This window comes from Paenirhizobium selenitireducens ATCC BAA-1503, assembly GCF_900492185.1.
Classification (GTDB): domain Bacteria; phylum Pseudomonadota; class Alphaproteobacteria; order Rhizobiales; family Rhizobiaceae; genus Allorhizobium; species Allorhizobium selenitireducens_A.
Genome location: NZ_UEYP01000001.1, coordinates 247489 through 265257 on the forward strand (window position 1 = coordinate 247489; position 17769 = coordinate 265257).

Below are 17769 nucleotides of genomic sequence, written 5' to 3' on the forward strand. Positions count from 1 at the left end.
TTCACTCAAAGGGCGCCCATTGCGGCGCTCTTTTCCGTTTCAGGAGCTTTGCAATGCAGAACACCAACCCCCCTACCGAAACCACGCGGCGCCGGGCCATTTCGCTGCCGCCTCTTTCAATTCTGGGCTCGCGGCCACTACCGCTGTCCGAACCTTCACCGAAGCCGAAAATCGTCGCGACAGCAGAGGAACGTGCTCTGATCATGGTGGGGCTGGACGACAAGGGAAAGCCGCACGCTTCGTGGTTCGCCCTGAGCGACACAGCCAAGGTGGCTAGAGCCGCCGATCTCATGGATATGGCCGTGATCGAGGTGAAGATGCCCGATCTAGTAGCCACCGCCGCCGCCCTGCCACGGGGTAAGCTGTTCGACAGCGGTAGGGCGTTCGTGCCCTTCGTCAAGCGCGAGACCTACGAGAAGCTCGCCACATATCTGGACGACGACTTCATCGCCGCCACCTCAGCCCGCCTTGAGGCGACCGCACCCGGCGGAAGTGGTGCCGCCAGCTATGCCAAAGCCAGCAAGGGCGAAACGACCGCTCGGTTGCCGGAAGATTGGTCGAAACTGACGGTCGGCGATCGCGTGCTGGCGTCCGACGGGCCGGGCGATGGCTGGTATGAGGCAGACATCCAGGAGGCACTGCCGGATGATCAGTTCCGGCTGCGGTGGCGCGATTGGCCAGAGCTGTCCAACTTCACCCGGGGCATCACTGATATCGCCCTACTGCATCCAAGGCACGTCGATGCGTGAGGTGCTGGCGATGTTGACCCTGTCACCCAGTCTGCCCCCCAGTGACACGGGCGGCCCCGCCCAGCGCGGAGCCGGTGTGGCTGCCCATGCTGAAACGCTCACCACAAACACCGCATTGAACGACCTTTTCCGGCTCGATTTCAGCCGGGGCCGTGTCGTCATGACACCCGGCGTTGCGGCCTTGCCCCAGAGGGCTCTATGCGACCTGCTTAGAGCGGTACAGAACTTCGACGCCTTCACGCCGGATAATGACCCTCATAGCGAGCACGACTTTGGCAAAGTGGCGATCGGCGGCGAAACCTACCTCTGGAAGATCGACTACTATGATGCCCATTTGGAGCATAGCTCGCCGAACCCGGCAGATCCTGCCGTCACCACGCGCGTCATGACGATCATGAGGGGCGACGAGTACTGACATGCCTCTCGAGCGTGCTTCGGCGCATCGCAGGCCGTGGCAATGCTGCGGCCTTCTTCATTTCGAGGTGCTGTCCTTCCGTTTGCGGCCTGCCCGCATCGGCAGAGGGCGGTCCTCGTCGGGACCTAGTTCAGCGAACAAGCGTCCAACAGGCACCTGCAGCACGTTTGACAATGCCTCCAGGGTGTCGATCGTGACGTTCTCCTCACCTCGTTCGACGCGGCCGACGTATGAGCGATCGATGCCGGCCTCAAGAGCGAGCCGCTCCTGCGACAGTCCCTGCTCGACCCGCAGCTTTCGAAGATTCCAGCCAATAGTTTCTCGTGTGCCCATGTATCGCCGAGAAGGCCACAGCCACCGCTTGACAATCCACGGACCAATGATCCCATATTTAGCCAACCAAGGTGCTGCGCTCGATTCCCGGAATTGCTGTCAGCCCCATCACTCGCAAAGGAAAAGACCGTGACCGCCTACCTTGACGCAATGCGCCGCTACTTCGACTTTTCCGGCCGAGCTACGCGAACGCAATTCTGGTTGTTTAGCCTGACCGTGTTGGTCCTCGGGATTGCCGCGATCGTTTTGGATACCGCCGTGCTGGGCGCATCCAAGCCAAGCCTGTTCACTTGGCTTGTGTATTTCCCGCACCTAATCCCCTCGATTGCCGTGACCATCCGACGCCTGCACGACAGTGACAAGTCCGGCTGGTGGATACTCCTGGGACTGGTGCCGCTTGTTGGTGTCGTCGCTCTTATTGTTTTCGGCTGCCTGCCATCTTCTAGCGGCCGCAATCGGTTCGGTGCGGCGGACGAGCAGCATGCCGCTGCTTCGGCCGCAGTAGCCGCCACAGCGCAGACGGCACCACAGGGGGCATCGATCGTCGATCAAATGGAGAAGCTCACCGCCCTACGAGCCTCGGGCGCAATCGACGATGCCGAGTTTCAGCGGATGAAGGCCAATCTGCTTCACTGAAAGACCTAGGCCCGCCAGCCTCAATTCTATCATCATCACGCGAAAGGCTCACCCAATGAAAATCGCCACAGGTATTATAGCCATGATGCTCGGTCTCGTCGCCTTGCTTCAATCCTGCACCGTCGGAACAGCGTCACACCTTATCGGCGATCAGGCGTCATCGGATGCCGGCGCCGCCGGCGTGATTGCCGGCTTTCTGATCTTCGTCGGTGGCGCATTCGCATTCGGCTTGCCGTCGGTATCCGTGTTCGTTTTTGTAGCGGCGGGGTTATTGGCCCTGACCGGAGCGGCTGATTTTCCCGACCTACAGATTTGGGCGGTGATCAGTGTAATCTTCGCCGGAATGGCCGTGGTCGGCTGGCGCTCTGATCGGAAAAAGAAGAAGATGGCGGCCAGCGCGGCGGGTCGCGCCGAAGAAGGGGCATAACCATGCGAACGCTATTCGCGCTTACCCTATCTCGTCGTCTTGCCCTAATTGTCGGCCTGTCTCTCCCGGGCGTAGCTATCGCCCAGGACCCCAATATTGGCGGCCAAGGACTCGCGATACTCACTCCTCCGATGACTTGCTACTTCGATAGCACTATCCTGTATGGATCTTACGCGATTGAGAAGCACGGCTCTCGAGAGTTTCGATTCCAATTGCGGGAAGACGGCATTCTACTTGTGAACGGGCACGAGGTGAAACCGCTTCGCTCGAAACTCATCGGCACCAACAGCTGGGCAGCTATCGATGTCGGAGCGATCGTTGTCGATCCCAAAGAGGCGGCGATGCTGCAGTTGTTGCCACCTGATCAGAAGCGGCAGTTTCAGGACATGGCCTCCGGCCGAGGGATTATGATGACCGGCGGCTTGGTGCGGTTTATCCAGATTTCCTTCTCAGACAGCAGTGTGGTCCTGAGTTCAATAATTGACGGCAAGGAGGTGGACATAATGTCCGACCGGTGCCATTGAGCTTGAGCATCTCCATGCAGACTTCCCGCTATAAGTTGGCGCAGGACAAGCGCGAAGACGATTGCGGATTCCGACGAAAGCCGGTCGGCATACTGCTCAATATCCAGCCACCGTCCTACGATGTGTCGCGTTGCCGTCCGGCAATACCGGGGGCCGGATCGAAGAGGATTGCGAGCCGTCGCGCTTGGACCAACGGACGAACCGCCACCCTCATCTTGCGTGCCAGCCAGCTAGCTAAGCGCTAGTACCCCCGCCTCTTCTCTACAAGTGCTCGCGCGAGGCCTTTGTGAAATTCGCCGATCCCGGACCTCGAGATTGTGCTCTTCCGATCCGCCGAATAGGCTTCATCCATCTTTCTCACCGTGACCTGCTCGTTGCGTTTAGAATACTCGCAATACAGATCCACCTCGCTCATGGCCTGCAATACGGGCCACTTCTGTAAATAGCTCGGCAGCGAGATGTATTGCTCGGCGTAGCTTGCGATGCGAAAGTTCTTTTCGGAGGCGACGCCGATCTCCCATGGCACCCACCAGGAATCCTTCGTTGCCGTGGAAAGAACCGCGACGAGCTGGTCACATTCGCTCATGCGTTTGCGGATATGGTCCGCCAAATCCGGTCCATCCGATGCGAGTGCATCATCAATAACATCCAGGTAGGTCGCGATGCCGTTGGCCTTGATCCGCTCGGCGACCCTAGAGGCGGTGCCGCTATCCTCTTTCTTATGGGATACAAATACTCTTTTGGGCATCAAATTCTCCCTACGGTCTTGTCAACCGGGTTAATCAACCGGATGTCGCGCTGTCGCTGCTGCGCGTAGGCCACGACATCCGCCGTTCCACCTTTTCCCTGCGCAGGTTGTTGATCCCACACAGCGATGATCACGTCGGAGTGGTCCACGATATATCTGCCGGCTTTAAAAAAGGCGTCTTCCTCGGAGCCCACTACTCCTTCGATATTGTCTATTTTCGCTTGATCAACCAGTTTTAGGTAAGTGGCTCGCGAACGCCCCCGGAAGTATTTCACGTAGTGATCAGTTGGAATGACGGCGCGCAGAGGGGAGCCCCGATCAAGGATGCACTCTGCGAAAACCTGATCGGCGCCTTCGGCGAGTGAGCTTAACCCTTCTTCGACGTGGCCAAGCGTTTTCAGTTCCTCGCGTATTTTCGTCCTGACCCAACTCCAGTCGATGCCTTCACGGCTTTGATGCCCTGTAATTCCGACGATCATCAGATTCTTCCGCTGGAAGCCAAACGCCAGTAAAATTCTCCAAGTGGCGCGAGATAAACGCCCCCCGATTGCTCTGCCGTCCAATAGAGGTCTCTGCCGGAGCGATTTTTCAGCAAACCAGCTATTTGATACTGTTTGAATATTTTGAAGATGGCGACATTATCCGGCTCTGCGCAATGCACGTTCTGTTCTTCAAATGTGGGATCGAGCATATATACGTAGTCGGATGTGGGGAAAAATTCCGGTAATCTGCGTAGAAGATCGTCAACGATCAGGGGCTCACATTCTCGCACCGAATCAAGTTGCTTCGCGTGCGATTTGTAGATGGGCCGTTGGTCCCAAGCCCCCAGAGCTGCCTCCACATATCCGTAAATCGAGGCCGCCGACACACGCCCTCGAACATTCGCCGCGCCGCCCTTCAAAGCCCCCACCACAAGCTCTGTGAAAATTCCTTGGCCTCCCACCTCCATTGATGGCTCTGAAGGTCTTGAAGCCGCAAGGATGGTCATTCCTTCCCGAAGCTGCGTCTGTGCATGTTGGCCACCCTGATTGGCCGACACGTTGCCCATGTTGCCTGAAAAGCAGCAGTCGATTATGACCAAGACGGAACGAGCACGTGATCCGTTCGCGAGCCGAATGATCTCGTCCATGTGGATGCCGGGATCGCCGGGCTCGCCATCCTGACTGACAAGATATCCCCCTGTCTCTTCCAATGATCCATGACCGGAAAAGTAGAACAGGACGTCGCCGTCGAAGTGGAACAACTCGACTAACGCTGAGCGGAGATTGACCCTCGTGACACGCGAGGCATCGGAAGTCAGCGTGAGGCAGTCGTAGTTCGGCCTATTGTCCTCGTGGCGGCTGAGAACCTCACGCATAGCGTTGGCGTCGGCAATGCAGCCGGACAGATTATTCACCCCGGTGTTGTCGTAATGGTTGATTCCTGCGATGAGAGCCCTTTTGGGCATTGGCACCACCCTATCGCGCTCCGCTAACTAGAATCTTCAGGTTATCCCACGTCCAGTTGTACATCTTATCCTGAGCAAGAGCCGACAGCGGCTTCCTACAAGTCTTCGAAGAACGCCCCCAAAGCAGGAAATAGGGTTTATTTTCTTCTCTCGCGATCTCAAGCTCAATACTGACGCCGGTTGCAGTATGAGTATACTCGCCGCAGATGATCATGACTTGTTGAACGCTCCGAATGCGCGTCCGGACCTTGGCCTTCCAGTCTCCGGTCATATGTTCTTTCACCGACCAGTCGGCCAGCTCGAACGGCGAATCCTGATTCTTCGATTGCCCGACAAGTAAGTTCCGCAGATCCTCGTCGTGATCAAAATCAAATGAAGTAAAAACTCGCGTCTTCGGCATATTTTCGCCCTTCCGCCACCATAGCGCCCGCGATACCCTACCCGCGATCCGCCAAAGACTGTTTCGATTCCGACACCGCAAGAACAGGAGTAGAATTTCCCGCGAGATACCGCAAGCTAACCGCGCTGGTAAATCACAACTTTGCTGTGCAGGATTGGTCGAATACGCGTGGGGCTGGATGCGGGATGTCTCGCGGTGATCGGGCTCTTGGTGATGGCCACCGAACCCGCTTCTGCGGTTTCGGCCCATACGGGTGACGAACACTGGGAAAGGTGCGGCGGCTTGTATACTGGCGCCAGAATAGAGCCCCGAGTTCGACCTGACTCAACCCAATTCCCCGCAGTTCCCGAGTGCCGTACGCTTCCGAAGCGCAGGTCACGGTACACATGCGCGATTGCGGCACCAAGATCATTGTTTGCTGGAGCCTGCGGCGCCCCCCCGACAGGCTTCGCCGCGCGCCGAACTCGTTTGATATAGGTGACGGCGAGCCGCAACATGTGGGTATACCGTTGCGTGACATACTGACTGTTACGGTACCGTACGTCACATCCGGGTTGACACGGGCTATTTGTGACGCCGTAGCCTTGGGTCTAAAGCTGGAGGTTACAAATGGCCCGCATCGGTTACGCACGCGTCAGCACCCTTGATCAAGACTTGCAGGCTCAACTTGACCGCCTCCAACGAGAGGGCTGTGAAATTATTCGCTCAGAGAAGGTCTCCGGCGGCAGTCGCAATGGCCGCATCGAATTGGCGACTATTATCGAATTCTTACGTCACGGTGACGAACTCATGGTCACCCGCCTTGACCGGCTAGGGCGCGACACTCGCGACGTACTCAACATCGTCCACGAGTGCGAGCAGCGCGGCGCGTATGTAACAATTCTCGACCCATTGGTTTCAACAAGGGGCGAGATGGGACCGGTGATACTCACAGTGCTTGGTATGGTCGCACAAATGGAGCGCCGGTTCATCAAGGATCGCCAGCGGGAAGGGATTGAACGTGCCAAAATGCGCGGTGCCTATTGCGGGGGGAAAGCTCGCATCGACCGCTCAAGGGTAAGGAAACTTCATGCCGAAGGCCGCTCGGCTAAAGAAATTGCATCCGTGGTCGGTTGCTCGCGAATGCAGGTCTACCGCATCATATCAACGATGACTGAGGCATAGAAGAACCGTCCTCAGCGACAACTGGCGGAATTGCCTTGCCATTCTACCAGCCTCGTGCCGCGCCCCCGCCTCATGTTTGGGCTTGAATTTGAACCAGCACTCAATAGTGTCACATGGGTCCGACCCTCGAGTCGTCGATTCGATCACTCGATGAGAATGCATAGAATATGACTGAAACAGCCTGCATTGATCTGTTCTGCGGGGCCGGTGGGTTAACTCATGGTCTACAGGCCAAGGGCGTGAACGTTGTGGCCGGGGTTGATGTTGACGAAAATTGCCGTCATCCCTTCGAGGTAAACAACAACGCAATTTTCCTACTAAAAGATGTACAGCATCTTCGTTCTGAAGAGCTTAGAACACTCTTCGGAAGTGCAAGATTCAAAATTCTAGCCGGTTGCGCGCCATGTCAACCGTTTTCAACGTATGCTCAAAGATACGATACAGCAGGTACTCCGCGCTGGGCACTGCTTTATCACTTCGGTCGCTTGATCCGGGAACTTGAACCCGACGTGGTAACGATGGAAAACGTTCCCACTGTCGCGAAGCACAAGGTGTTCTCCGATTTCGTCAACGCATTGGAAGAAACCGGCTATGTAGTTCATACCGAGGTCGTCGATTGCAGAGCGTATGGCTTGCCACAAAACCGTCGCAGAATGGTCCTGTTGGCGTCGCGTTTCGGAAAGATCACCATCCCGCCGCCGTCCCACGAGACTTACGTTTCCGTTCGAGACGCGATCGGTCATGTCGTCCCAGTAACCGACGGGGAAAAAGATCCCAAAGATCCTCTTCACACGTCATCAAAACTGTCGCCGATCAACCGGCAGAGGATACGCGCCTCAAAACCGGGTGGAAGCTGGCGTGACTGGCCACGTGAACTTGTCGCGGAGTGCCACAAACGTGCGACAGGCAAGACTTATCCGGGGGTGTACGGTAGAATGAAATGGGATGAGCCCGCCCCCACGTTAACAACACAGTTTTTTGGTTTTGGAAACGGCCGTTTTGGGCACCCGGAGCAGGATCGAGCACTTTCGCTTCGAGAAGGAGCAATATTGCAGGGGTTTCCGACTGACTACTCGTTTCTACCGATGGGTCAAAAAGTGCACCTCAAGGCCTTGGGGAGGATGATCGGGAATGCAGTTCCTGTGACTCTTGGCGAGGTAATAGGTAGCGCCATCACCGCACATTTGGCCAGTATTGAAGCAGGCGCATCCGAACAACCGGTCGAAAGTTCGCAGGGTGTTGAAAGCCAAACCTGTATCGCGTGAAACCAGTATCCGAATGGGGAAAGTCCGGCAAAAGGGCACCGGCGCCGAACTCCGTATCCGTAAGATGCTTCATGCTGCTGGCTTACGCTATCGCCTTCACGTCGCTTTGATCACCAAGCCGCGTAGGGTTGCAGATATTGTTTTTCCCCGTGCGCGTGTCGCGGTTTTCATCGATGGATGCTTCTGGCACGGCTGCCCTATCCACGCATCCTGGCCCAAAAACAATGCAGAATATTGGCGGAGCAAAATCGAAACCAATCGAGCGCGAGACGCTGACACTGATCAAAGGCTTGGTGAGGCTGGATGGGAGGTCATCCGCGTCTGGGAACATGAGAACCCCTCTGAGGCCTCAATGAGAATAGCAAAGCGCATCGCCGCCCGGAAAGCATCAAGAAAATAACTGCAGATTGCTAAACCGCTGCAATTGCAACGAATTGGAAACACGTAAAATCTATCCTCCCGTTTAATCGAATATCATGACTTTTTCAAGCGTACACGGCGCCAACGGAGTTCTCATGAACGCTAAGACAGACAAAGCAAAAGCTATTCCAACGAAGCAGTTCTTCGTCTCAATGCTGACTCGCGACATTAGTTTGGCGGACGCTATCCTAGATTTGGTCGACAACTGCCTGGACGGCGCTTTGCGATTAGCGGCAGGAGCCGCGGTGGACTACCGGAAACACTGGGTAAAGATTTTGTTGAAGGAAGACAGCTTCACGATTGAAGACAACTGCGGAGGGATTCCACGCAAGACGGCGATAAACTATGCGTTTAAAATGGGCCGGGAAGCTAAAGATGACCGTGATGCCGAGAACGAGACAATCGGCATGTACGGCGTCGGAATGAAGCGTGCAATATTCAAGATGGGCCGCGACGCTACTGTCACGACACTACATGGGAATGATGGCTTCCGTGTTCCAATCACGTCTGCGTGGCTTGATGACAAAGAATGGGATGAGTTGCCGATCATCGATACTGTTGGCAGCGACCGCTTGGGAGAAGCAGGCACGAAGGTCGAGGTTACCGCCCTGTACCCGGGCGTCGCGCGGCACTTTGTCAACAAATCGTTTGTTAACGACCTTAGCACCTCGATTGCCGAGCACTTCACGATGTTCTTGCAGCGGGGGCTCTTGATTGAAGTTAATGGGGTTTCTGTTGCGCCAGTATTGGTCGAAGTATTAGTTTCAGAGGATGAAAAAGGCCCGACACCCTTTGTATTTCAGCAGGTGATTGATGATGTTGAGGTGTCTATCGCGGTAGGCCTGAACACTGGTCGCGGTCTTCCCAGCGACGAGGATGACGGCCCCAGTTTTGAGGGAGACAGGTCCGTAGCAACGGCCGGATGGACGGTATTTTGTAATGACCGCGCCGTGATCGTTGGAGATAAGAGCCGTCTAACCGGTTGGGGAGATGGTATCCCCCTCTATCACTACCAGTTCTCGATCGTGACCGGGATCATTGAATTTCGGTCGAAGCACGCCGAAAAGCTTCCCGTCACCACCACGAAGCGGGCACTCGATACATCATCAGACGTTTGGCTCCAAGCGCTAGTCAAGATGAAGGAGGGTATGCGCATTTGGATCACGTACACCAACCGCTGGAAAAACCACCCTCGTTCTGACCAAACTAGGCACTGGGAGGGCACTAGTCCCAAGCCACTTCGAGCTGTGATTGAGACAGTGTCTGAGCGCGCCGGAGCGACAAAATCTGATGGTCGGATCGAATATAATCCGCAGAAACAAAAGGTTGTACCGCTCCCCGAAGGCCATAAACCTTCATCGAAGCGGATCGTATTCTCGCGTCCAGTTGAGGAAATAAGAAGCGTGTCAAAGTTCCTGTTTGACAGCCTTGATGAGGCAGCTGGTATTGTCGGAGACAAGTGCTTTGACCTCGCCTTGCAGGACGCCTTGAAGCAGCAGGAGGCAGAGTAATGTCGAGTGGGTCTTCCATTCCTTACCGCCTCCGACCGAACAAAGCCGTTGATCGAGAGCTCTTTCTCAGCCTGCTTTTGCGGCTGGCGGCAACACTGCGGCTTGAAGGCTATCGGTACGTAGGCCTAGGTGGAGCATTCCTGGAAGACTTTCGTTTGATGCATGCTCGGCTGGGCATCAACGACCTTGTCTGTGTTGAATCCGAGGAGGACGTTCACAAAAGGCAAAACTTCAATCGACCGATCGACCACATCAGCTGCATCCATTCCACTTTAGAGGAGTATTTGGATGAGAACGATTTTGAAAAGCCCGTTATTATTTGGCTTGATTATACAGAGCCAAGCGACATTACAGATCAAATACAGCGCTTTGCTAGAACGACAATCGAGGTTCCATTTCAAAGCATCTTGCGCGTGACTCTAAACGCAAATCCCGGGTCTCTTGGGAAGCCGGCACCAGACGACGTATCTGTTGAAAACTCTGCAGGAATTCGTTCATCTAACGCGCCGACAATACAGGAATGGCGCCTTGAAAGGCTACGTGAGCGCCTTGGTGCCCTATTTCCAAGCGAACTCCAATCCGGCGATATGACCTACAAGACCTTTGGTCGCGCACTTCTCAAAACCTTGAGCATAGCCGTGGAGCGAGAGCTCCTAAGCTACAGTGATAGGACAGTCATATGGTCTTTGGCCACGCACTATGCCGATGGCCAACCGATGATAACAGCCACATTGATCGTGGTTCCCAAAGGCGACACCACACTCTCCACTGTGGTTTCCGAGTGGGAGTACGTTTCATCTCCAGAAGCTCCCCTTCTTCTTGACATGCCATCTCTCTCGACGCTTGAACGCTTGACGATGGAGTCTTGCGAAGATCCGAAAACCAAACTGGATTTCAAGCTACCGAGGTCCGACATGGGAGGCGATCCATTCGAATCCTTTAAGCGGTTCTATCGGGTCTTCCCCCATTTTTCCCGTGTCGAAATATAGGACCGTGTGAGCCGGCAGTAACGTGTGAGGGAGCGGGATATTATCGCTTTCCCACACGCTCCTGATCAAGCATATCTGCCCACCATTGCATCATCCGTACACGCTCATCCCAGTAGGTGGCCCTGTTATAGACCCTTCGGACCTTTGAAGCGTCCAGATGTGCAAGTTGGGCCTCAATGGCGTCAGGCTTGAAAGCCCCCGACTCGTTCAGTATACTACTGGCCGACGAGCGAAACCCATGAGCCGTGTGCTCCTCCCCCCCTACCCCCATTCGCCGCAAAGCTGAGTTCATCGAATTTTCGGAGAGCTGCTTCTTGCCAGACATCATAGAGGGGAAAACGTTGGGCCCCTCGCCGAACAACTCTTTCATATTCTCGATGATCTGCAGCGCTTGGCGAGACAACGGTACGTGATGCTCACGACGCATCTTTGCCTTCGCCGCTGGTATTGTCCAGATCGCATTGTGAAGGTCGAGTTCAGTCCACTCCATCGACCTGGTCTCGCCGGGCCGGGCGAAACAAAGCGCCTGAATTTTCAGCGCCGCGACTAAGGACGGCCACCCCTTGTAGCCGTAAATTGCCCGCATGATCCCGCCCAACTCCGCACGGGTCGTCAGCGCAGGGTGGCTCGTGGGCACATGACGTTGAAGAGCTCCGCGCAGAGCGGAAGTAGGGTCCGCCTCAGCCCTTGCTGTAGCGATAGCATACCGGAATACCCTGCCAACCGCCGAACGTGTTGCCAAAGCGCTTTCGACCCTTCCGCTCTTTTCGATGCCCGTGAGCACCGCCAACACGTCCTTGGCTGTGATTTGCGTTATTGGGTACGGCCCAAGTTTAGCCGCCAGATCCTTCAGCATCCACGTGTTCTTGGTGATAGTTGGCTCAGCGCGCTTGTCCCGTCGCAGCTTCTCAATAAATTCATCGGCGATCAGACCGAAAGTGTTGCCGGCTGCTGCCTTCGCCTCCAGCTGCTGCCGCTTCTTTGCCATCGAAGGATCGACCCCCTCGGCAATCTTGCGTTTCGCATCATCACGTTGGCCTCGTGCCTCTGCCAATGTCATGGAGGGATAGCTTCCGAGGGTGAGCGTCTTACGCTTGCCGAAGAAGTTATAATCCAACCGCCACGACTTCCCGCCTGCAGCTGAAACGTAGAGATACAGGCCGTTGGCATCCGTGAGCTTTCGCGGCTTGCCATCTGCCTTCGCATTGCGAATCTGAATATCGGTCAACGGCATTACGGTATAAACTTCCTGAACGTTCGCTTCGTACCGTGATTTTTACCGCGAAACTTGCTGGCTGTCACCGCACTTCGCTGCACGTCGTTACGCGCACGCGAGGCCGAACGCTATATTTTTCAGGCGCTTTGATTGCCCTAGTGAACTTTGTTGGACATCGTTGGAAGGGTAGCTGGAGCGGGTGAAGGGAATCGAACCCTCGTATTCAGCTTGGGAAGCTGCTGCTCTACCATTGAGCTACACCCGCGCGCGGCCCGCACAGTTCCAACAGATGCGGCGGCCTGTCAAGAGCGAAAGCCGTCGATCAACCGCGGTTCAGCCGAGACGGAAATGCTTGGACAGCTTCAACCCTTGCGCCTGGTAGTTGGAGCCGAGGCCGGAGCCGTAGAGACCTTCCGGCCGTTCCTGCATGTGCTCGTAGACGAGGCGACCGATCACCTGGCCATGCTCGAGGATGAAGGGCACCTCGTGGCTGCGCACTTCCAAGACCGCGCGGCTTCCCGAGCCGCCGGCGGCCGCATGGCCGAAGCCCGGATCGAAGAAGCCGGCATAATGCACGCGGAATTCGCCGACCAGCGGATCGTAGGGCGTCATCTCGGCGGCATAGAGCGGCGGGACATGCACCGCCTCGTTGGAGACGAGAATGTAGAATTCGTCCGGATCGAGGATCAACTCGTCGGCGCCGCGGCTGTAGAGCGGTTCCCAGAAGTCGAGAATGTCGTGGGCGGCCTTCTTGTCGACGTCGATCACGCCGGTATGGTGCTTGCCGCGATAGCCGATCAGGCCGTCATCGCCGGTCCCCTTCAGGTCGATCGACAGCGCAATGCCGCCGCCCGAGACGTTCGGCGCTTCGCTGGCGACCAAGGTCTCCGCCGCATGCAGGTCGAGCAGTTCGCGCTCGCCGAGCAGTGCCTGGCCGACGCGGAAGCGGATCTGGGACAGGCGCGAGCCGCGCCGCACGATGACCGGGAAGGTGCGAGGGGAGATCTCCAGATAGAGCGGCCCCTTGTAGCCGGCCGGGATCTTGTCGAATTCCTGGGCGTAATCGACCATGACGCGGGTGAAGATGTCGAGGCGGCCGGTGGAGCTCTTCGGATTGGCCGAGGCCGACATTTCGGCCGGCAGGTCGAGGCTCTCCATCAGGGGAACGATATAGACGCAGCCGGTCTCCAGAACGGCGCCGTTTTCCAGGTCGATCTCGTGCAGGGTCAGCCGTTCGAGCTTGTCGGCGACGGTATGGGCGCGGCCGGGCATGAAGCTCGCACGCACGCGCAGGGCCTTTGCACCGAGGCGAAGGTCGAGGCTCGCCGGCTGGATCTGGTCATGGTCGAGCATCATCTCGCTCATCAGCCGGCCTTCGCCGAAGAGCGTGCCGATGGCGCTGTCCGAGAGAATGCCCGTGGTCCTGGTCATTTTTTCGTCTTCCTGTTCGGGCCAGACAAAACCAAAGTCGAGGAATTGACGCAAGCCCGCGATGGGCGTATGGCAGGCTTATCCCGTGGTGATTTGGCCGGTCGGCTTGCAGCCACGTTAAACAAATGGCTAAAGAGACCGGGTGCTAGAAACCGGTCCGATTTCGCGACCGGTTTTTTTGTATTCGAAAGGCTGAAAGGCATGAGCAAGAACTGGCGTCCGGCAACCCAACTGGTCCATGGCGGAACTCTTCGCTCGCCCTATGGCGAGACCTCCGAGGCGATCTTCCTGACCCAGGGCTTCGTCTACGAGAGCTCGGAAGCGGCGGAAGCCCGCTTCAAGGGCGAGACGGACGGCTATATCTACGCTCGCTACGGCAGCCCGACCAATGACATGTTCGAGAAGCGCATGTGCCTGCTCGAAGGCGCCGAAGACGCCCGCGCCATGGCTTCGGGCATGGCCGCGGTCGCCGCCGCCGTGCTCTGCCAGGTGAAGGCCGGCGATCATATCGTCGCCGCCCGTGCCCTGTTCGGCTCGTGCCGCTATGTCGTCGAGACGCTGGCGCCGCGCTACGGCGTGGAATGCACGTTGGTCGACGGCCGGGACCTGGAGAACTGGGAAGCGGCGATCCGGCCGAACACCAAGGTGATGTTCCTCGAAAGCCCGACCAATCCGACGCTCGAAGTGGTCGACATTGCCGGCGTCGCCAGGCTCGCCGACCAGGTCGGCGCGACGCTGATCGTCGACAACGTCTTCGCCACGCCGCTCTTCCAGAAGCCGCTCGAACTCGGCGCCCATGTCGTGGTCTATTCGGCGACCAAGCATATCGACGGACAGGGCCGCTGCCTCGGCGGCGTCGTGCTCTCGTCGAAGGACTGGATCACCGAGAACCTGCAGGATTATTTCCGCCATACCGGCCCGGCCATGTCGCCATTCAATGCCTGGACGCTGCTGAAGGGTGTCGAGACCCTGCCGCTGCGCGTCAAGCAGCAGACGGCCAATGCCGCGGCGATCGCCGATTTTCTGGCCGAGCAGCCGCAGGTCGCCAAGGTGATCTATCCCGGACGCGCGGACCATCCGCAGGCCGACATCGTCGCCAAGCAGATGACCGGCGGCTCGACGCTGGTCGCCTTCGAGATGAAGGGCGGCAAGGACGCGGCGTTCAAGCTGCAGAACGCGCTGGACATCGTCAAGATTTCCAACAATCTCGGCGATGCCAAGAGCCTGATCACCCATCCGGCCACCACGACGCATAAGAACCTGACCGACGAGGCGCGTGCCGAACTCGGCATGTCCGGCGGCACGGTGCGTCTGTCCTGCGGCATCGAGGATACGCAGGACCTGCTCGAAGATTTCGCCCGCGCCATCGAGAAGGCCGGCGCCTGAGCGCGGCTCCCGCCCGGCAAGGTCCTAGAAAAGTCCGGGTGAGCGTCTTGCGCGCCCGGACCGCGGCCCTTAACCCCAACCGTTAGCATTAACAACGAAATCTGTGCCTCGCCGACCGCTTTGGCCGGCCTGTGCGCTTGTATTTTCCCTTCATCGCGCCATGCTGTAGGCTATGCTTAGCGAAGCTTTAAAAAGGTCCCGTGCATGTACCGCGCCGTGACACGCGACATCGAGGTCAGTGTCGAACCCTATTATCTGGAGGAGCAATCCGATCCGGAGGACAGCCGCTATGTCTGGGGCTACCGCATCGTGATCGCCAATCACTCGACCAGGCCGGTGCGGCTGATGCAGCGCTATTGGCACATCACCGACCAGAACGGCCAGGTGGACGAGGTGCATGGTCCGGGCGTCATCGGCGAGCAGCCGCGGTTGAGGCCGGGTGACACCTATGAATATTCCTCGGGCTGCCCGCTCGACACGCCGTCGGGCATGATGTTCGGCCACTACCAGATGGAAGCCGACGACGGCGAAGTGTTCGAGGTCGCCATTCCGGCCTTTTCGCTGGATGCGCCGGGCATGGTCCGGGTGCTGAACTGAAAACGGCAGGGTCAACGACCCTGCCGCTCGCATCATTTCATTTAGGAACTGCTCAGGCGCTCAGGACTTCCGCCGCCTCGTAGCGGTAGGTGGTCGAGCAGAATTCGCAGGTCACCGTGATCGCGCCGTCCGTCTGGCTGGCATCGATCTCCTCCTGGGAGAAGCTCGACAGAACGCCCTTTATCTTGTCGCGCGAACAGCTGCAGCGATCATAGACGGCATGCGGGTCATAGACCCGAACGCCGCGCTCGTGGAACAGCCGGTAGAGCAGGCGTTCCGCGCCGATCTGCGGATCGGTCAACTCGTCGGCGTCGATCGTGTCGACGAGGGCGCGCGCTTCCGCCCAGGCATCGTCCTCCGAATGCGTCGGTTCACCATTGTCGCCGTCGCCGCCATGCAGGTCGGCGTGACGCATGCGATCGGGCGCCTCCGGCAGGAACTGGGCGATCAGGCCACCGGCCCGCCAGGTGCGGCGCGGACGGCCCTCCTCGTCGCGGTCGAAGAACTCGGCAGCACCGAGGCGAACCCGCGTCGGGATCTGCTCCGACTGGCGGAAATAGACGCCGGCAATGTCCTCGAGCGAGGCACCGTCGAGCGGCACGATGCCCTGATAGGGCTGCATGAAGTTGCCCTGGTCAATGGTCAGCGCCAGCACGCCAGCGCCGAGCAACTGCTCGGGCGAGGTGCGGCCGGCGGCGACCGCCTCGGCCAGACGCTCCTCGTCGAAGCGGGCATAGGCGCGGACATTTTCCGGCGAGGCGAAGTCGGCGACCAGCAGGTCCACCGGCCCGTCGCTTTTGGTCTGGACGGTGAACTTGCCCTCGAACTTGAGCGAGGTTCCAATCAGCACGGTGAGCACGATCGCCTCGGCCAAAAGCCGGGCGACCGGCTCGGGATAGTCGTGGCGGGCAAGAATGGCATTCAGCAAGGGACCGATCTGCACGGCGCGACCGCGCACGTCAAGGCCTTCCACCTGGAAGGGCACGACCCGGTCATCACCGGCGAAACCGAATTCGCCAAGCTCGGAAGGCCTGTTCATCATCATTGTACTCCTGGCGCCCTGGCGCTCGAACATGGGGAGGCGCTCAGCCTCTTTATCAACGGCTCAAATGGGAACCGGACGGAAAAAGATCAAGCGCTGCGAAAGCCGTCGTTCCGCCGCGTCGTCTTCAGGCTTCCGCAGCCGCGATCAGATGGCGCCGAGGCACCAGGCGAGGATCGACTTCTGCGCATGCAGGCGGTTTTCCGCCTCGTCGAACACGACCGACTGCGGACCGTCGATCACCTCGTCGGTCACTTCCTCGCCACGATGGGCCGGCAGGCAGTGCATGAACAGCGCGTCCGGACCAGCCTGCTTCATCAGCGCGGCATTGACCTGGAAGGGCTGGAAGACATTGTGGCCGCGTGCCTTGTGCTCCTGGTTCATCGAGATCCAGGTATCGGTGACCACCGCGTCCGCGCCGGCGACCGCGCGCTCCGCCTCATGGCACAGCATGATCTCGCCGCCATTGTTGCGCGCCCAGTTCAGGATCTTGTCGTCCGGCTCGGAACCGAGCGGCACGGCCATGTTCATCCGGTAGCCGAAACGGGCAGCACCCTCGACCAGCGAATGCAGGACATTGTTGCCGTCGCCGGTCCAGGCGATGGTCTTGCCCTTGATCGGGCCGCGATGCTCCTCGAAGGTCATCACGTCGGCCATGATCTGGCAGGGATGGGTGCTGTCGGTCAGCGCATTGATCACCGGCACGGTTGCATGCTCGGCCATCTCCAGCAGCCGCGAATGGTCGGTGGTGCGGATCATGATCGCGTCGACATAGCGCGATAGAACCTTGGCGGTGTCGCCGATGGTCTCGGCGCGGCCGAGCTGCATTTCTGTTCCGGACAGGAACAGCGTTTCGCCGCCGAGCTGGCGCATGCCGACATCGAAGGAGACGCGGGTGCGGGTCGACGGCTTTTCAAAGATCATCGCCAGCATCTTGCCGGCGAGCGGCTTTTCGGCGGTGCCGGCCTTGGTCGACTGCTTGCGGGTCTTGGCGTCCTCCAGGATCAGCCGGAGGTCGGGTGCCATCATGGCGGAGAGGTCGAGAAAATGCTTCGGGGATGCCATGTCT

General features: G+C 58.1%; 21 protein-coding genes, 1 tRNA gene and 1 riboswitch. Of the genes, 12 read left to right on the top strand and 10 right to left on the bottom strand.

The genetic code is table 11. From position 1 onward, the window contains the following. Positions 1-53 precede the first annotated feature (53 nt). Together RHIZ70P_RS01140 and RHIZ70P_RS01145 are read left to right on the top strand one after the other, a co-directional pair. A complete protein-coding gene (locus tag RHIZ70P_RS01140) occupies positions 54-749 on the top strand; it encodes a hypothetical protein (RefSeq protein WP_147293957.1) in 696 nt (231 codons plus the stop codon). Continuing rightward, on the top strand, positions 742-1164 hold the full coding sequence (locus RHIZ70P_RS01145; RefSeq protein WP_235842107.1) for a DUF3768 domain-containing protein: 423 nt from the start codon (positions 742-744) through the stop codon (positions 1162-1164). Before RHIZ70P_RS01140 ends, RHIZ70P_RS01145 begins: the two co-directional genes overlap by 8 nt. 57 nt (positions 1165-1221) lie before the next feature. Here RHIZ70P_RS01145 and RHIZ70P_RS01150 read toward each other — a convergent pair whose 3' ends face one another. Further along, positions 1222-1497, bottom strand: a complete 276-nt coding sequence (locus RHIZ70P_RS01150; protein WP_115668543.1) for a helix-turn-helix domain-containing protein — start codon at positions 1495-1497, stop codon at positions 1222-1224. A gap of 129 nt (positions 1498-1626) precedes the next feature. Between RHIZ70P_RS01150 and RHIZ70P_RS01155 the strand changes: the two genes are divergently transcribed. Genes RHIZ70P_RS01155 through RHIZ70P_RS01165 form a run of 3 tightly spaced genes read left to right on the top strand, consistent with a single transcriptional unit; the run spans position 1627 to position 3084 of the window. Beyond that, entirely contained in the window at positions 1627-2133 is a 507-nt protein-coding gene (locus RHIZ70P_RS01155; protein WP_115668544.1) for a DUF805 domain-containing protein, read from the top strand. A gap of 55 nt (positions 2134-2188) precedes the next feature. Further along, positions 2189-2560, top strand: coding sequence for a hypothetical protein (locus RHIZ70P_RS01160; protein ID WP_115668545.1), 372 nt, complete (start codon positions 2189-2191; stop codon positions 2558-2560). 2 nt (positions 2561-2562) lie between these two features. Then, positions 2563-3084 (top strand): hypothetical protein, encoded by a 522-nt coding sequence (locus RHIZ70P_RS01165; protein ID WP_115668546.1) that lies wholly within the window; start codon positions 2563-2565, stop codon positions 3082-3084. A 241-nt stretch (positions 3085-3325) separates the two neighbouring features. Here the strand turns inward: RHIZ70P_RS01165 and RHIZ70P_RS01170 are convergent, their stop codons facing one another. Genes RHIZ70P_RS01170 through RHIZ70P_RS01185 form a run of 4 tightly spaced genes read right to left on the bottom strand, consistent with a single transcriptional unit; the run spans position 3326 to position 5679 of the window. Then, positions 3326-3832: a toll/interleukin-1 receptor domain-containing protein gene (locus RHIZ70P_RS01170; protein WP_115668547.1), complete on the bottom strand. Its 507-nt coding sequence runs from the start codon at positions 3830-3832 to the stop codon at positions 3326-3328. Beyond that, positions 3832-4311, bottom strand: coding sequence for a hypothetical protein (locus tag RHIZ70P_RS01175; protein WP_115668548.1), 480 nt, complete (start codon positions 4309-4311; stop codon positions 3832-3834). The genes RHIZ70P_RS01170 and RHIZ70P_RS01175 overlap by 1 nt, the downstream gene beginning before the upstream one ends. Further along, on the bottom strand, positions 4311-5279 hold the full coding sequence (locus tag RHIZ70P_RS01180; protein WP_115668549.1) for a caspase family protein: 969 nt from the start codon (positions 5277-5279) through the stop codon (positions 4311-4313). The genes RHIZ70P_RS01175 and RHIZ70P_RS01180 overlap by 1 nt, the downstream gene beginning before the upstream one ends. A 10-nt stretch (positions 5280-5289) precedes the next feature. Continuing rightward, the gene (locus tag RHIZ70P_RS01185) at positions 5290-5679 is read right to left on the bottom strand and encodes a TIR domain-containing protein (RefSeq protein WP_115668550.1); all 390 of its coding nucleotides are present in this window, start codon (positions 5677-5679) and stop codon (positions 5290-5292) included. A 609-nt stretch (positions 5680-6288) separates the two neighbouring features. Here RHIZ70P_RS01185 and RHIZ70P_RS01190 point away from each other — a divergent pair. The 5 genes from RHIZ70P_RS01190 (at position 6289) to RHIZ70P_RS01210 (ending at position 11028) form a co-directional block, all read left to right on the top strand. After that, positions 6289-6843, top strand: coding sequence for a recombinase family protein (locus RHIZ70P_RS01190; protein ID WP_115668551.1), 555 nt, complete (start codon positions 6289-6291; stop codon positions 6841-6843). A 167-nt stretch (positions 6844-7010) separates the two neighbouring features. Next, entirely contained in the window at positions 7011-8108 is a 1098-nt protein-coding gene (locus RHIZ70P_RS01195; protein ID WP_115668552.1) for a DNA cytosine methyltransferase, read from the top strand. Between the two features lie 13 nt (positions 8109-8121). Then, on the top strand, positions 8122-8508 hold the full coding sequence (locus RHIZ70P_RS01200) for a very short patch repair endonuclease (RefSeq protein WP_115668553.1): 387 nt from the start codon (positions 8122-8124) through the stop codon (positions 8506-8508). Between the two features lie 115 nt (positions 8509-8623). Beyond that, positions 8624-10039 carry an ATP-binding protein gene (locus tag RHIZ70P_RS01205; RefSeq protein WP_181903917.1) on the top strand — a complete coding sequence of 472 codons (1416 nt, stop codon included), beginning with the start codon at positions 8624-8626 and terminating at the stop codon, positions 10037-10039. Next, positions 10039-11028 (top strand): O-methyltransferase, encoded by a 990-nt coding sequence (locus RHIZ70P_RS01210; protein ID WP_115668555.1) that lies wholly within the window; start codon positions 10039-10041, stop codon positions 11026-11028. Before RHIZ70P_RS01205 ends, RHIZ70P_RS01210 begins: the two co-directional genes overlap by 1 nt. 40 nt (positions 11029-11068) lie before the next feature. On the opposite strand, the gene RHIZ70P_RS01215 is transcribed toward RHIZ70P_RS01210, so the two are convergent. The 3 genes from RHIZ70P_RS01215 to RHIZ70P_RS01225 form a co-directional block, all read right to left on the bottom strand. Further along, the gene (locus RHIZ70P_RS01215) at positions 11069-12262 is read right to left on the bottom strand and encodes a tyrosine-type recombinase/integrase (RefSeq protein WP_115668556.1); all 1194 of its coding nucleotides are present in this window, start codon (positions 12260-12262) and stop codon (positions 11069-11071) included. A gap of 173 nt (positions 12263-12435) precedes the next feature. Beyond that, positions 12436-12509 (bottom strand) — tRNA-Gly (locus tag RHIZ70P_RS01220). Positions 12510-12577: 68 nt separating this feature from the next. Next, positions 12578-13675, bottom strand: coding sequence for a 2'-deoxycytidine 5'-triphosphate deaminase (locus RHIZ70P_RS01225; RefSeq protein ID WP_115668557.1), 1098 nt, complete (start codon positions 13673-13675; stop codon positions 12578-12580). 75 nt (positions 13676-13750) lie between these two features. Then, positions 13751-13829, top strand: a riboswitch (SAM riboswitch). A 47-nt stretch (positions 13830-13876) separates the two neighbouring features. Between RHIZ70P_RS01225 and RHIZ70P_RS01230 the strand changes: the two genes are divergently transcribed. Further along, complete coding sequence (locus RHIZ70P_RS01230; RefSeq protein WP_115668558.1) at positions 13877-15061, top strand: O-succinylhomoserine sulfhydrylase; 1185 nt, start codon at positions 13877-13879, stop codon at positions 15059-15061. 204 nt (positions 15062-15265) lie between these two features. Further along, positions 15266-15658, top strand: coding sequence for a Co2+/Mg2+ efflux protein ApaG (apaG, locus tag RHIZ70P_RS01235; RefSeq protein ID WP_115668559.1), 393 nt, complete (start codon positions 15266-15268; stop codon positions 15656-15658). A 52-nt stretch (positions 15659-15710) separates the two neighbouring features. Here apaG and RHIZ70P_RS01240 read toward each other — a convergent pair whose 3' ends face one another. After that, on the bottom strand, positions 15711-16700 hold the full coding sequence (locus RHIZ70P_RS01240) for an Hsp33 family molecular chaperone (RefSeq protein WP_115669027.1): 990 nt from the start codon (positions 16698-16700) through the stop codon (positions 15711-15713). 147 nt (positions 16701-16847) lie between these two features. After that, positions 16848-17765 (bottom strand): ornithine carbamoyltransferase, encoded by a 918-nt coding sequence (gene argF, locus RHIZ70P_RS01245; protein WP_115668560.1) that lies wholly within the window; start codon positions 17763-17765, stop codon positions 16848-16850. Positions 17766-17769 lie beyond the last annotated feature (4 nt).